The 13,776-nt window shown below is 60.4% G+C and carries 9 protein-coding genes; 6 read left to right on the forward strand and 3 right to left on the reverse strand.

Annotation, left to right across the window (positions count from 1 at the left end; translation table 11 throughout):
• The first annotated feature begins 51 nt into the window (after nucleotides 1–51).
• Nucleotides 52–591 carry an ankyrin repeat domain-containing protein gene (locus KVH01_RS23935; protein ID WP_217883150.1) on the forward strand — a complete coding sequence of 180 codons (540 nt, stop codon included), beginning with the start codon at nucleotides 52–54 and terminating at the stop codon, nucleotides 589–591.
• A 36-nt stretch (nucleotides 592–627) separates the two neighbouring features.
• Nucleotides 628–1,995: a DNA repair protein RadA gene (gene radA / locus KVH01_RS23940; protein WP_046069598.1), complete on the forward strand. Its 1,368-nt coding sequence runs from the start codon at nucleotides 628–630 to the stop codon at nucleotides 1,993–1,995.
• Between the two features lie 128 nt (nucleotides 1,996–2,123).
• Here the strand turns inward: radA and KVH01_RS23945 are convergent, their stop codons facing one another.
• A complete protein-coding gene (locus KVH01_RS23945) occupies nucleotides 2,124–2,492 on the reverse strand; it encodes a PilZ domain-containing protein (RefSeq protein ID WP_217883151.1) in 369 nt (122 codons plus the stop codon).
• Between the two features lie 175 nt (nucleotides 2,493–2,667).
• Here KVH01_RS23945 and KVH01_RS23950 point away from each other — a divergent pair, with 175 nt between their 5' ends.
• From KVH01_RS23950 to yjiA, 3 genes are all read left to right on the forward strand, one after another.
• Nucleotides 2,668–4,734, forward strand: a complete 2,067-nt coding sequence (locus KVH01_RS23950; RefSeq protein ID WP_043048455.1) for a carbon starvation CstA family protein — start codon at nucleotides 2,668–2,670, stop codon at nucleotides 4,732–4,734.
• A 15-nt stretch (nucleotides 4,735–4,749) separates the two neighbouring features.
• The gene (locus tag KVH01_RS23955) at nucleotides 4,750–4,947 is read left to right on the forward strand and encodes a YbdD/YjiX family protein (RefSeq protein ID WP_003194308.1); all 198 of its coding nucleotides are present in this window, start codon (nucleotides 4,750–4,752) and stop codon (nucleotides 4,945–4,947) included.
• 151 nt (nucleotides 4,948–5,098) lie between these two features.
• A complete protein-coding gene (gene yjiA, locus KVH01_RS23960) occupies nucleotides 5,099–6,058 on the forward strand; it encodes a GTPase (RefSeq protein ID WP_217883152.1) in 960 nt (319 codons plus the stop codon).
• 344 nt (nucleotides 6,059–6,402) lie between these two features.
• Here the strand turns inward: yjiA and glyA are convergent, their stop codons facing one another.
• Nucleotides 6,403–7,656, reverse strand: a complete 1,254-nt coding sequence (gene glyA / locus KVH01_RS23965; protein WP_043048451.1) for a serine hydroxymethyltransferase — start codon at nucleotides 7,654–7,656, stop codon at nucleotides 6,403–6,405.
• A gap of 230 nt (nucleotides 7,657–7,886) precedes the next feature.
• Nucleotides 7,887–11,738: a sensor domain-containing protein gene (locus tag KVH01_RS23970; protein WP_217883153.1), complete on the reverse strand. Its 3,852-nt coding sequence runs from the start codon at nucleotides 11,736–11,738 to the stop codon at nucleotides 7,887–7,889.
• 284 nt (nucleotides 11,739–12,022) lie between these two features.
• Between KVH01_RS23970 and ettA the strand changes: the two genes are divergently transcribed.
• The gene (ettA, locus tag KVH01_RS23975; protein WP_005791601.1) at nucleotides 12,023–13,687 is read left to right on the forward strand and encodes an energy-dependent translational throttle protein EttA; all 1,665 of its coding nucleotides are present in this window, start codon (nucleotides 12,023–12,025) and stop codon (nucleotides 13,685–13,687) included.
• Nucleotides 13,688–13,776: the final 89 nt, after the last annotated feature.

Genomic DNA, 13,776 nt, shown 5'->3' on the forward strand with positions numbered 1-13,776 from the left:
GGTTGTGGTCGGCGCCCTGATGGGGCGCTGACCTTTGCAGGAGAAAACCCTATGCGTATCTCTATCGGTTTGCTGATGGCCATGCTGGCCTTTATCGCCCATGCCGAATCCCCCGACCCGGTGGCGCTCAAGGCGCAGTTACAGGATTACTATTTCGATGCTGCCCGCCGTGGCGACCTCGACATGCTCAATACTTTCATCGAGTCCGGCTATGGCCTCAACACCCAGGACGATAAAGGCTACACCGCGCTGATCCTCGCCGCTTATCACGGCCAAGGCCCGTATGTAGAACGTTTGCTCGACGCGGGTGCCGACGCCTGCGTGCAAGACAAACGCGGCAACACGGCGTTGATGGGCGCCATCTTCAAAGGCGAGCTGAAAATTGCCCAGCGTCTGCTGGCAACCGACTGCAACCCCGATCAACGCAACGGCGCAGGGCAGACTGCCGCCATGTACGCCGGGCTATTCAAGCGCCTTGAACTGCTGGGCGAGCTGCAAGCCAAAGGCGCCGACTTGAACGCCGAAGACCCCATCGGCAACAGCGCTTCACGTTTGGCCAACGGTGAAATCCGGACCCCGGCGTCGCGCTGAGCTATCATCGCGGTTTTTTCGGTTGGAGGTTCTCATATGGCAAAGGCCAAGCGCATGTACGGCTGCACAGAGTGCGGCGCGACCTTTCCCAAATGGGCGGGCCAGTGCTCCGAGTGCGGTGCGTGGAACACCCTGACTGAAACCATGATCGAGAGCGGCGGGGCTGCAGCGCCTACCGGCCGCGCCGGCTGGACCGGGCAACAGGCGCAGATCAAGACCCTGGCAGAAGTCAGTGTCGAAGAGATCCCGCGTTTCTCCACAGCCTCCGGTGAGTTGGATCGCGTACTCGGTGGTGGCCTGGTGGACGGTTCGGTGGTGCTGATCGGCGGTGACCCGGGCATCGGCAAGTCGACCATTCTCTTGCAGACCTTGTGCAGCATCGCCAGCCGCATGCCGGCGCTGTATGTCACCGGCGAAGAGTCCCAGCAGCAAGTGGCCATGCGCGCCAGGCGCCTGGGCCTGCCCCAGGACCAGTTGCGGGTCATGACCGAAACCTGCATCGAAAGCATCATTGCCACGGCGCGGATCGAAAAGCCCAAGGTGATGGTGATCGACTCGATCCAGACGATTTTTACTGAGCAACTGCAATCGGCACCGGGCGGCGTGTCCCAGGTGCGGGAAAGTGCGGCGTTGTTGGTGCGTTATGCCAAGCAGAGTGGCACGGCGATTTTCCTGGTCGGTCACGTAACCAAGGAAGGCGCGCTGGCCGGGCCACGGGTGCTGGAGCACATGGTCGACACCGTGCTGTATTTCGAAGGTGAATCCGACGGTCGCCTACGCTTGCTGCGGGCGGTGAAGAACCGTTTTGGCGCGGTGAACGAGCTGGGTGTGTTCGCCATGACCGACCGCGGGCTTAAGGAGGTCTCCAATCCCTCTGCGATTTTTCTGACCCGCGCCCAAGAGGAAGTCCCCGGCAGTGTGGTGATGGCAACATGGGAGGGCACCCGGCCGATGCTGGTGGAGGTCCAGGCGCTGGTGGATGACAGTCACCTGGCCAACCCGCGACGGGTCACGCTCGGCCTGGACCAGAACCGCCTGGCAATGTTGCTGGCGGTATTGCACCGCCACGGCGGTATCCCGACCCACGACCAGGACGTGTTCCTCAACGTGGTCGGTGGTGTCAAGGTGTTGGAGACTGCTTCCGACTTGGCGCTGATGGCGGCGGTGATGTCCAGCCTGCGCAATCGGCCACTACCTCACGACCTGCTGGTGTTCGGTGAAGTGGGCTTGTCGGGTGAAGTGCGCCCGGTGCCCAGCGGGCAGGAGCGATTGAAGGAGGCAGCCAAGCATGGCTTCAAGCGTGCAATTGTGCCCAAGGGCAATGCGCCGAAGGAGATGCCCCAGGGCTTGCAGGTGATTGGGGTGACTCGCCTGGAGCAGGCGTTGGATGCACTGTTCGAGTAGCCAGCGACACCGCAAAAACAATGTGGGAGGGGGCTTGCTCCCGATTGCGGTGGATCAGTAACAGATGGGCTGACTGACCCACCGCAATCGGGAGCAAGCCCCCTCCCACATTTGAATTGTGTTGGCTTCTAGATTTCCAGCAATGCCGCCAGCTCTCTGTTCAGCTCTTCCTCATCCCCCAGATTCAACTCAACCAGCCGCCGCAAATGGCTGATCGAATCCAGATCGATGTATTGGCACACGAAGCCCAGCTGCCCCTGATCCTCGTGGCTCAGCTTCACTTGCATCTTTATATGTGCTTTAGGATCCAGGCGTATGTCTACGTCGAACGGCAGGGCTTTATTTCCCTTCCAGCCTTCGGGGCGCTCTATCAACAGGCCCTTTAACGAGAGATCTACCAATTTAACCTGCAATTCCCATCCGTTTTGCCGAAGTTCGGTCTTGGCGTCAAAAGCGATCCGGCGAAAATGGCGGCGGTCAGGCGCTTGCTCGGTCATGGTGAGGCCCTCTGTGGATAGGAGCAGTGTAGCCCTGCGCCACCCTCCAGCGTTTATTTCCGCTTTTTTTGGCCATGGCAAGGCTCTAGACCAACGTAGGGGGCTGGTCTTTGATGCCAGTAGCGCTAAACTCCGGATGGCTGTCCTTTCTGTCCACCCTGGCTGGAATATAAAAATGAAAAATAATAATAGCCTGCTACGCCACTTACCCTGGCTGGTGCTGGCAATCGTAGGAGCGTGCGCCCTGGGCGTAGTGGCCTTGCGCCGCGGCGAGGCGATCAACGCCTTGTGGATCGTGGTCGCTGCCGTGGCCATCTATCTGGTTGCGTACCGTTACTACAGTCTGTTCATCGCCAATAACGTGATGCAACTCGATCCACGGCGGGCCACCCCCGCAGTGGTCAATAACGACGGTCTGGACTATGTGCCGACCAACAAACACATCCTGTTTGGTCACCACTTTGCGGCGATTGCCGGCGCGGGCCCCTTGGTCGGCCCGGTACTGGCGGCGCAGATGGGCTACCTGCCCGGCACCCTGTGGCTGATTGCCGGGGTGGTACTGGCCGGTGCGGTGCAGGACTTCATGATCCTGTTCCTGTCCACCCGTCGTAACGGTCGCTCCCTGGGCGACATGGTCCGCGAAGAGATGGGGCGTATTCCCGGGACTATCGCGCTGTTTGGCTGCTTCCTGATCATGATCATCATCCTCGCGGTGCTGGCGTTGATCGTGGTCAAGGCCTTGGCCGAGAGCCCATGGGGCATCTTCACGGTGATGGCGACCATCCCGATTGCGATGTTCATGGGCATCTACATGCGCTACATCCGCCCGGGCCGCATCGGTGAAATCTCGATCATCGGCGTGCTGCTGCTGCTCGGTTCGATCTGGCTGGGCGGGCAGATTGCCGCCGACCCGTACTGGGCCAAGGCCTTTACCTTCACCGGCATCCAGATCACCTGGATGCTGATCGGCTACGGCTTTGTTGCCGCTGTGCTGCCGGTCTGGCTGATCCTGGCGCCCCGTGACTACCTGTCGACCTTCCTGAAAATCGGCACCATCATCGCCCTGGCGATTGGCATCCTGGTCACCATGCCCGACCTGAAAATGCCGGCACTGACCCAGTTCATCGACGGCACCGGTCCGGTGTGGAAGGGCGGCCTGTTCCCTTTTCTGTTCATTACCATTGCCTGTGGCGCGGTCTCGGGCTTCCATGCGCTGATCTCCTCGGGCACCACGCCCAAGTTGCTGGCCAGTGAAAGCCACGCCCGTTACATCGGCTACGGTGGCATGCTGATGGAATCGTTCGTAGCCATCATGGCGATGGTTGCCGCCTCGGTGATCGAGCCAGGCGTGTACTTCGCCATGAACAGCCCGGCTGCAATCGTCGGCACCGACGTGGTCACCGTGGCGCAAACCGTCAGCAGCTGGGGCTTTGCAATTACCCCTGAGGCGCTGTCAGCCGTGGCCCACGATATCGGTGAAACCACGATCCTGGCGCGTGCCGGTGGTGCACCGACACTGGCGGTCGGTATCGCGCAGATCCTGCACAGTGTGCTGCCGGGTGAAAACACCATGGCGTTCTGGTACCACTTTGCGATCCTGTTCGAAGCGCTGTTCATCCTCACAGCCGTCGATGCCGGTACACGTGCCGGTCGCTTCATGCTGCAGGACCTGCTGGGTTCGTTCGTGCCGGCGCTGAAACGCACCGAGTCCTGGACTGCCAACCTGATTGCTACCGCAGGCTGCGTGGCGATGTGGGGATACCTGCTGTACCAAGGCGTGATCGACCCGCTGGGTGGTATCAACACCTTGTGGCCGCTGTTCGGTATCTCCAACCAGATGCTGGCGGGCATCGCGCTGATGCTGGCGACCGTTGTGCTGATCAAAATGAAACGCCAACGCTACATCTGGGTAACCATGCTGCCGGCTGTCTGGCTGCTGATCTGCACCACCACTGCAGGCTTCATCAAGCTGTTCGACGCCAACCCGGCCATCGGCTTCCTGTCGCTTGCGAAGAAATACAGCGATGCCTTGGCTAATGGCCAGATCCTGGCCCCGGCCAAGAACATCGACCAGATGCAGCACGTGATCTGGAACGCCTATACCAACGCAACGCTGACGGCGCTGTTCCTGTTCGTGGTGTTCAGCATCCTGTTCTATGCGCTCAAGGTTGGCGTCGCCGCCTGGGGCAACAAAGAGCGTACGGATAAAGAAGCCCCGTTCCAGGCTGTACCGGACGCGTAAACGAGGATTGCAAACATGTTCAATGACATCAGTCGCCTCGGTAAATACCTCGGTCAGGCCGCACGCCTGATGGTCGGCATGCCCGACTACGACACCTACGTCGAGCATATGCAAACCAAACACCCGGACAAGCCGGTGATGGACTACAAGGCGTTCTTCCGAGAACGCCAGGAGGCCCGTTACGGCGGCAAGGGTGGGCCCAAGTGCTGCTAGCTCGATAACTTGGGTTGGCGGTGATCCTGTGGGAGGGGGCTTGCTCCCGATAGCGGTATGTCAGTGACATACAAGTGCCTGGCACACTGCTATCGGGAGCAAGCCCCCTCCCACATTTGTTTTGTGTTTATTCAGTTATCAGGAGGTAATTTTGTCCTCTCCCATCCCTGTCACCATCCTCAGCGGCTTCCTCGGCGCCGGCAAGACCACCTTGCTGCGCCACCTGCTCAAGGTCGAGCACGGCTTGAAAATCGCCGTGATCGAAAACGAATTCAGCGACGCCGGCATCGACACCCAGCTCTTGGGCGCAGAGCCGGTACAAGTCATGACCCTGTCCAACGGCTGTGTGTGCTGCACCATCCACACTGACCTGACCAAGGCCCTGTACCTGCTGCTCGAACGCCTGGACAGTGGCGAAATCGCCTTTGACCGATTGGTGATCGAGTGCACGGGCCTGGCCGATCCTGCCCCTGTGGCTCAGACGTTTTTTATCGACGAAGAACTGCGCGAGCGCTACATCCTCGACGGCATCATTACCTTGGTGGACGCGGCCCACGCCGAGCAACACCTGACCCAGACCATCGCTCAGGCCCAGATCGGCTTTGCCGACCGCCTGTTGGTGAGCAAGCGAGACCTGGTGGACGAGGCGACGTTCGACGCCCTCAGCCAGCGCCTGACGCGCATCAACCGTCGTGCGCCGATCCGTGTGGTGGATCACGGCAAGATTGACCTGGCCGAGCTGCTGGATGTGCGTGGCTTCAACCTCAACGCCGGCATGAGCCTGCGCCCGGTCAGCGCCGCGCCATCGGTCGACCGTATTTCCAGCCTGGTACTGCGTACCGAGCAGCCGCTGGATATCGACCGGCTCAGCGAGTTCATGAACGAGTTGCTGGAAGACCACGGCAAGCAATTGCTGCGCTACAAGGGCGTGTTGAATATTGCCGGGGAAGACCGGCGCATGGTGTTCCAGGGCGTCTTGAAACTCTATGGTTTCGACTGGGACACCGAATGGGCCGAGGGTGAAGCGCGGGAGAGTGTGATCGTGTTTATTGCCGATGAGCTGCCGGAGGACAAGATCCGTGAAGGCTTCCAGCGCGTCTACCAATCCTGACTTGAAATACGATCAACTGTGGGAGGGGGCTTGCTCCCGATTGCGGTGGGTCAGTAAACAAATAAGTGACTGACACTGCTATCGGGAGCAAGCCCCCTCCCACATTGGATTGCATTTCAAATTGAAATAAAAAAGCCCGGCTCAAGAGCCAATGCCGTTCAGTTAAGCGTATACCGCCCTCTGTAGGAGCGAGCTTGCTCGCGAAAAACGTCAACGATAACGCGTGCACCATGAATGAACGCGGCGCCTATGAGTTTTTCGCGAGCAAGCTCGCTCCTACAAAACGCCTTAAACTGAACGGCATTGCGGCTCAAGAGCCGGGCTTCTTATTCAAGCTACTGCAATTAAGCGCCGTATACCGGCAGCTTCTTGCAGATGGCCTTGACCTTCTCACGTACCGCGTCGATCACGGCTTCGTTGTTCAGGTCTGCCAGGATGTCGCAGATCCAGCCAGCCAGTTCCTTGCACTCGGCTTCCTTGAAGCCACGGGTGGTCACAGCCGGAGTGCCGAAGCGCAGGCCGGAGGTGACGAACGGCGAACGTGGATCGTTCGGCACGGAGTTCTTGTTTACGGTGATGAAGGCTTTGCCCAGGGCAGCGTCAGCATCTTTACCGGAAATGTCCTGCTTGATCAGCGACAGCAGGAACAGGTGGTTTTCGGTACCGCCGGACACCACGTCAAAACCGCGCTCGATAAACACGCTGGCCATGGCCTGGGCGTTTTTCACCACTTGCTGTTGATAGGTCTTGAACTCAGGCTGCAGCGCTTCCTTGAAGCAGATCGCTTTAGCCGCGATCACGTGCTCCAGCGGGCCGCCCTGGGCACCCGGGAATACTGCGGAGTTGAGCTTCTTCTCGATCTCGGCGTTGGCGCGCGCCAGGATCAGGCCGCCACGTGGGCCGCGCAGGGTCTTGTGGGTGGTGGTGGTCACCACGTCAGCGTAAGGCACCGGGTTCGGATAGACACCAGCGGCGACCAGGCCGGCAACGTGAGCCATGTCGACGAACAGGTAGGCGCCGACTTTGTCAGCGATTTCGCGGAAACGTGGGAAATCCAGAATCTGCGAGTAGGCAGAGAAACCGGCCACGATCATTTTCGGCTTGTGCTCGACTGCCAGGCGCTCGACTTCGTCGTAGTCGATCAGGCCGTCGGCATTGATACCGTATTGGACGGCGTTGTACAGCTTGCCGGAGGAGGAAACGCTGGCGCCGTGGGTCAGGTGACCGCCGTGGGCCAGGCTCATGCCCAGGATGGTGTCGCCGCCTTGCAGCAGGGCCAGGTACACGGCGCTGTTGGCTTGGGAACCGGCGTGTGGCTGGACGTTGGCGTAATCGGCGCCGAACAGTTCCTTGGCACGGTCGATAGCCAACTGCTCAACCACGTCGACGTACTCGCAACCACCGTAGTAGCGCTTGCCTGGGTAACCTTCGGCGTACTTGTTGGTCAGAACCGAACCTTGAGCCTCCATCACCGCAGGGCTGGTGTAGTTTTCCGAAGCGATCAGCTCAATGTGCTCTTCCTGGCGCACGGCTTCTTGCTCCATGGCGGCGAAGAGATCGGCGTCGTACTTGGCAATAGTCAAATCACGGCTGAACATGGCGGTCCTCAAGGATCGGGGGCAGAAAAGAAGGGCATTCTAACCCAATGGGTTTTGGATGGCATATGAAAGGACATCATGTCGCGGACAAGTGGGGCTCATCTGGGGATGGGTGGTGACTGTGCTGGCCTCATCGGGAGCAAGCCCCCTCCCACATTTGAAGGTATTCACAGTTCAAAATGTGGGAGGGGGCTTGCTCCCGATGGGGCCATTAGCCTCACAGCAGCAGCTCAGTCGAACATGAACAGCGCATCATTGCTGAACTGCGCCTCGAACCGATTCGCCGGCATCGGTCGCCCGAACAGGTAACCTTGTACCTCATCACAGCCATGCTCGCGCAAAAAGTCCAATTGCTCGTGGGTTTCCACACCTTCGGCGATCACCGCCAGGTTCAGGCTGTGGGCCATGGCAATGATCGCCCGGGCGATCTGTGCGTCCTGCTCACCGGAGGGCAGGCCATCGACGAAGGTGCGGTCGATCTTCAGCACGTCGATGGGAAACTGCTTGAGGTAGTTGAGTGATGAGTAGCCGGTGCCGAAGTCATCCACCGCGATGCTCAGGCCCAGGTTCTTCAGGCTGGCGAGGATCTGCATGGCTTCGTTGACTTCGCGCATCAGGATGCTTTCGGTCAGTTCCAGCTCCAGGCAGGCCGGCGGCAGGCCAGTGTCCTTGAGGATGGTGGCGATGCGCGTGCCCAGTTGGCCGTCGGAGAACTGTCGCGCTGAGATGTTCACCGAGACTTTGGGCACCCGCACCTTGTTCTGGTGCCAGCTCTTGAGCTGGCGACAAGCTTCGCTGATCACCCAGTCGCCCACGTCCACCACCAGGCCCAACTCCTCCAGCACAGGGATGAAGTCACCCGGCGGCACCAGGCCACGACGCGGATGGCGCCAGCGCAGCAGGGCTTCGGCGCCGGTCAGGCGTTTGCCGTCGCCGCTGAATTGCGGTTGGTAATACAGCACGAATTCATTCTGGTCCAGGGCGTGGCGCAGATCGCTTTCCAGCTCCAGGCGTTCCAGGGCGCTGGCGTTCATGTCGGCCTGGTAGAACTGGAAGTTGTTCTTGCCGCGCTCCTTGGCGTGATACATCGCGGTATCGGCGTTTTTCATCAATTGGCTCAGCTCGTTGCCGTCCTGCGGGCTGAGGGCGATGCCGATACTGGCGGTGACGAAGAACTCGCGGCCTTCCAGTACAAACGGCTTCACCAGGCTGGCGAGAATCTGCTCAGCCACATGAATCGCACGGTTCAACGCCATCTCGCGACTGACCCGCGGCTGCAAGAGCAGGGTGAACTCATCACCGCCCATGCGCGCCACGGTGTCGTCCTCGGCCACGCAACCGAGCAGGCGCGTGGCCATCTCCTTGAGCATACGATCGCCGGCGGCGTGGCCCAGTGAGTCGTTGATCGGCTTGAAGCGATCGAGGTCAAGGAACATCAGTACCACCCACGACTTCTGCCGCTCGGCCGACTGTAACGCAGTGTGCAGGCGGTCCTGGAACAGCGTGCGGTTGGGCAGGTGGGTCAGGGCGTCGTAGTAGGCCAGGCGATGGATGCGTTGTTCGCTGGCCTTGCGCTCGCTGATGTCGCTGAAGAAGCAGACGTAGCTGGCCAGGTCGCCCTCATCGTCGAACACCGCCGTAATGCCGACCCAGGCCGGGTAATGCTCACCATTGCGGCGCTTGAGCCACACTTCGCCTTCCCAGGTGCTGTGCTGGTGCAGTTGCTTGAGCACATAGCGCAAGTGGGCTTCCTGCTGCTCGTCGACCGTGAGCATGTTCGGCAGTTGGTCGAGTACATCGCTCACGGCGTAGCCGCTGACCCGGCTGAACGCCTCGTTGGCCTGCACGATGTAGCCCGCCGGGTCGGTAATCAGGATGGCCGAGGTGGAATGCTCGAATACCGTGGCCGCCATGCGCAGGTCTTTTTCGGCGCGGCGTTGCTGGCTGATATCGCGGCCCACGCCGAGAATGCCTTCAAACGCACCATGTTCATCCCATACCAGTACCAGGCGCAGTTCGATCGGCACTTTGCGCCCGTCGGCGCGCAGGCAGTCGAACAGGAACAACTGGGTCTGAACATCATCGCGCAGCGTGTTCAAGGCCTCGGGGTTGCCCAGGGCGCGGCTGACCTGTTCCATCAAGCTATAAATGCCGGTCAACTGCTGCGGGTTGGCAATGATCGACTGCCAGCCATTCTTGAATACCCAGTCCACGTCATAGCCGAGCACGGCGTTGACCGATGGGCTGACGTAGTTGAGGGCCAGTTGGCTGTCGGTGGAACAGATGACGTCGCTGATGCTTTCGGCCAGCATGCGATAGCGCTGCTCACTGTCGCGCAGGGATTCGCTGGCCTCAATCTGGTCGGTAATGTCCTTGGCCACGCCAATGATCCGTGTGACCACTGCGGACGTGTCCCGGGCCAGGGCTTGTTCGCGGATATCGAAGCGACGCCATTGGTTATTGCGGTGACGAAAACGCAGCTGGCAGTGCAGTTGCGTCGTGTAGCCGACCTGGCGTTGCTGTTGGCGCAAGTCGTGGTAATGCTCGGCGTCTTCGGGATGCAGCAGGATTTCCCAGAAGTACTCGCCCATTTGCTGCAGTTCGGCCCTGTTGTAGCCGAGGGTGTGGCCCAGGTGATGGTTGCTGAAAATCATGCGCTGGCTGATCACGTCCTGCACATACAGGTGGTCGGGCACGGTGCGCACCACGTCCGACCAGAAACTCTCGCGCTCCACCAGTGACAACTCGGTCAGCTTGCGGCTGGTGATGTCGCTGATGCTGAGGATCACCGCCTTGAAGTCGTCCTGTTGTTCCGGCAGGCGCATCACCAGCCACAGGTATTGCTCATTGCCGGCTACATCGTTGAGCTGGATTTCCAGCTCCAGCTGTTTCTGCTGGGCCAGTACCGCTTCCAGCACCGGGTAGCCGATGGCGGTGGCGTTGTGTGGGCAATCATCGATCAGGCGTTCCCAGGCTTGCTCACATGAGTTTACGTTCAACAGGCGCACCGCCACCTGGTTGACCTCGGTGACCCGCAATTCCTTGAGCAGTTGCTGGCGTTCGCTGGGGTTGGCCTGCAACCAGGCATGCAGTAGCTCGCGGCTGTGTACTTGGGTGTTGTCGAAGAATGTCTTGAGCCCCGACAGGTCAAGCACGCACAAGGCCACGCCGGTGCCTTCGAAAATGTCCTGGTAGCGCCGCCGGCCCTCGTTCACCTGGCGCTGGCGGCGGCGCATGTTCAGCAGCACGATCACCGGTATCAACGAGAACGCCAGCCCCAGCAGGCATTTGCCGATAAACGCCGGCAGCAGTTGTTCAAGCACTGCGCTGCGATCAAACAGGCCGCGCAGTTGCCAGTCGCTTTTGCTCAAGGGCGTGACCAGCACGCTTTTGTTCAACTCCTCCGGGGTCAGGGCGCCGGCCCACTGCGCCGGCATGCCGCTGTCCCGGCTGACCACGCGGTGGTTCAGGCGGTTCTCGATCGCCCACATCGGGCGCTGGGCCTGGGCATCCTGACGTGTGAGGCCGGCCAGGTAGTTGGGTGCCAGGCGTAATGCCCAATACACCTTGGAGCCGCCGCTGGGCTGGTGCAGCAACAGATAGATGACGGTGCCGTCATTGTCGTTGCTCAGGTAATACGACTGGGAGTGGCTGCGTTTGACCAGCTCTTCAAGCCAGGCGCTGTCGCGGCTGTCGTCGTCGGTGTCGCTGATCAGCGCGCCGCTGGGCGCCAGCAGGGCGAAGCTGCGCAGTTCTGGTAACGAACGCTGCAAGGTGCGCATCAAGGCCTGCTGCTGTTCGGCATTGCGCGGTGGTTCGACGATGGGCAGCAGGTTCAGCGCGATCTGCGCGCTCAGGGCCATGCTCTGGCTGATTTGCTCGGCCAGGTCGGCACTGTAGTCGATGGTGTATTGCTGCTGGTTTTTCTGGTTTTGCTGCAACTGGTCGAGCAGTTGCCAGAACAATAACGCGAGCAGCAACAAGACAAGCGTCGCCAATGCGCCCTTCAAGGTGCCGTGCAGGGGTGCTCCCGGCGCAATATGAGCGGCGCGCAAGGGCGTTGGCGGCGTGACTTTGGACAAGCTGTGATCCTGCGGTTTGGCTGGACTGGCGCGCGACGTGCACTATAAGCCGGACGCCCGGAGGGCGGCTAGCATGCCTTGAGTTGTGGCAAAGTGCCAGTCCTGCCTGGCTGGACTGCCCTAGCGCATTCAGGTAGCTTTGCCGGTTACGCGGGGGCGTTCCAGCCCCAGACATTCAGGCTTTTCCCCACGCAGGCATTGATCATCGTCAACGGCCCGCGCGGCGCATGGCCTGGCACGGGCTTCGTCCGCTTAATTCATCAGTCACTGACGCTAGGTTCACCATGGCTCAATACGTCTTCACCATGCATCGGCTGGGAAAAGTTGTTCCGCCGAAGCGGGAAATCCTGAAAAACATTTCATTGTCCTTCTTCCCGGGCGCCAAGATCGGCGTGCTCGGCCTCAACGGTTCGGGTAAGTCCACGCTGCTGAAAATCATGGCCGGCGTCGACACCGAGTTCGAAGGCGAAGCCCGCCCGATGCCGGACCTGAACATCGGCTACCTGCCGCAAGAGCCGATTCTGGATCCGACCAAGACCGTGCGCGAAGTGGTCGAAGAGGCCGTCAGCGTGATCAAGGACGCCCAGGCGCGCCTGGACGAGGTCTACGCCGCCTACGCCGAACCGGATGCCGACTTCGACAAGTTGGCCGCCGAACAGGCCAAGCTCGAAGCGATCCTGCAAGCCGGCGACGGTCACAACCTGGAGCGCCAGCTGGAAGTCGCCGCCGATGCGCTGCGGCTGCCGGCGTGGGACGCCAAGGTCGAGCACCTGTCCGGCGGCGAAAAGCGTCGTGTGGCCCTGTGCCGCCTGCTGCTGTCGGCGCCCGACATGCTGCTGCTCGACGAACCGACCAACCACCTGGACGCCGATTCCGTCGCCTGGCTGGAGCATTTCCTCCACGACTTCCCAGGTACCGTGGTTGCGATCACGCACGACCGCTACTTCCTGGACAACGTCGCCGGCTGGATCCTTGAGCTCGACCGCGGCGCCGGTATCCCTTACGAGGGCAACTACTCCGGTTGGCTCGAAGCCAAGTCCGACCGTCTGGCCGCCGAATCCAAGCAGCAATCGGCCCACGAAAAAGCCATGAAGGAAGAACTGGAGTGGGTGCGCAAAGGCGCCAAGGCCCGCCAGTCCAAGTCCAAGGCACGTCTGCAACGCTTTGAAGAAATGCAGTCGCAGGAATTCCAGAAGCGCAGCGAAACCAACGAGATCTACATCCCGGCCGGCCCGCGCCTGGGTGACAAGGTCATCGAGTTCAAGAACGTATCCAAGGGTTATGGCGACCGTGTGCTGATCGACAATCTGTCGTTCTCCATGCCAAAAGGCGCGATCGTCGGCGTCATTGGTGGTAACGGTGCGGGTAAATCCACGCTGTTCCGCATGTTGATGGGCAAGGAAACCCCGGACTCCGGCAGCATCGAGATCGGCGACACCGTGCAACTGGCCTGTGTGGACCAGAGCCGCGACGACCTCGACGGCAGCAAGACGGTATTCCAGCAGATTTCCGATGGTTCCGACCAGATCCGCATCGGTAACTATGAAATCCCGTCGCGTACCTATGTCGGCCGTTTCAACTTCAAGGGCGGCGACCAGCAGAAGTTCGTCAAGGACCTCTCCGGTGGTGAGCGCGGCCGCTTGCACCTGGCCCTGACCTTGAAAGAGGGTGGCAACGTGTTGCTGCTCGACGAACCGTCCAACGACCTCGACGTGGAAACCCTGCGTTCCCTGGAAGAAGCCCTGCTGGACTTCCCGGGCGCCGCCATTGTGATCTCTCACGACCGGTGGTTCCTTGACCGCGTCGCGACCCACATCCTGGCGTACGAAGACGACTCCCAAGCGGTGTTCTTCGAAGGTAACTACACCGAGTACGAAGCAGACCGTAAAAAGCGCCTGGGCGAAGCCGCAGCCCAGCCGCACCGTGTGCGTCACAAGAAACTGGCCTGATTCAGGTTGGTTTGAAAAAAACGGAGCCTTCGCAGACTGTGTGAAAACGCAGTCTGCCGCTGTTTAAAAGCCAATGCCCCGACTTGTCG

Source organism: Pseudomonas khavaziana (assembly GCF_019145205.1).
GTDB classification, from domain to species: domain Bacteria; phylum Pseudomonadota; class Gammaproteobacteria; order Pseudomonadales; family Pseudomonadaceae; genus Aquipseudomonas; species Aquipseudomonas khavaziana.